This is a genomic window from Microcystis sp. LE19-10.1B (genome assembly GCF_027530565.1).
Classification (GTDB): domain Bacteria; phylum Cyanobacteriota; class Cyanobacteriia; order Cyanobacteriales; family Microcystaceae; genus Microcystis; species Microcystis aeruginosa.
Map to the genome: position 1 here is coordinate 1 of NZ_JAPZQM010000571.1, position 1,051 is coordinate 1,051.

The following is a 1,051-nucleotide window of genomic DNA, read 5'->3' on the forward strand; positions in this document are numbered from 1 at the left end:
CCTCAAAAAGTGCCGACCATTGGAGGGATCGGGGGTAAAATTCAGGTACTTTTTCCCTGAAAATTAGGTAACTGACTACCTCAAAATCGGTAAAACCCTACACCCCACACCCCACACCCCACACCCTGCCCCCACCAACAAACTTTTTCAGCAGACCTTATCTATCAACCAATATCCCCCCGAGGCCATCTTCCCGTGGAACAGGCTAGAAGCCTGTTTTAGATTAGGTACAATTAATGATACGATCGGTGCGTTACGGCGGCTTGTTAATTTTGGTTTTTTGACCGAATTGGTAGCCGCCTAACGCACCCTACATTTTACGATTAATCAAAAAATTCGCTGAAAGAAAGGAGCATAAATTGGACGCTTACCTACAAAGCAATGTATAAATTTCTGGAACAAGGAGTCCATGGAGAAGTCTTGGATTTCCCTGGCGTGATTTCCTGGGGAAATGATCTAGCAACAGTACGCCGTTCCTTAGCCAGTGCGCTGGTGGACATGGCAGAAGTTAATATATCTAGGGGGGAATCTTTACCCTTGCCTAATGCGTTGTTAACAGACCCAGAAGCGGATTTAGAAGAACCAATTTATCTAATCTTTTCTGCATCAACCCATGTCCAAATTGTACCGACTTCGATCGCCTCATGAAGCGTCGAGATTTGTTGCGTTATCTCAGTCAACAGGGTTGTCAATTGGTACGAGAAGGAAGTGAACATTCCATCTGGGAAAAGCCACCCAATGGTCGGCGTACAGCCATCCCTCGACAATTTCTCGATGTCGAGGGATGGCTGTGAGAATTTTTCGTCAGTTGGACATACCAGAACCTTGAACACAAGCGGCGATCGCTCTGATCACATGAGCTACTTTATCATTCTGCCTCAAAATTGTTTTTTTATTGGTCGGCAATAATGGTTCTTCGTTACTTGGTATGATTCGATCAGGGGGCATAAATCGACTAAATCCTTATAGGGCAAGAGACTCAATTGATTAGCTCGTTCTAGATAGAAAACAATTAGCCAAAATCGAAGCAATGTCTTTCTGTGTAAGGGTT

General features: G+C 44.3%; 2 protein-coding genes. Both read left to right on the top strand.

What is annotated here, in order from left to right; genetic code table 11:
- Window positions 1-381 precede the first annotated feature (381 nt).
- Complete coding sequence (locus tag O9332_RS20745; protein ID WP_004159412.1) at window positions 382-648, top strand: type II toxin-antitoxin system HicB family antitoxin; 267 nt, start codon at window positions 382-384, stop codon at window positions 646-648.
- On the top strand, window positions 645-794 hold the full coding sequence (locus O9332_RS20750) for a type II toxin-antitoxin system HicA family toxin (RefSeq protein WP_288027202.1): 150 nt from the start codon (window positions 645-647) through the stop codon (window positions 792-794). The genes O9332_RS20745 and O9332_RS20750 overlap by 4 nt, the downstream gene beginning before the upstream one ends.
- Window positions 795-1,051 lie beyond the last annotated feature (257 nt).

Bases quoted from the DNA above. Each gene is read 5' to 3' on its own strand.
- O9332_RS20745 (WP_004159412.1), top strand. From the start codon at position 382: ATGTATAAATTTCTGGAACAAGGAGTCCATGGAGAAGTCTTGGATTTC.
- O9332_RS20750 (WP_288027202.1), top strand. From the start codon at position 645: ATGAAGCGTCGAGATTTGTTGCGTTATCTCAGTCAACAGGGTTGTCAA.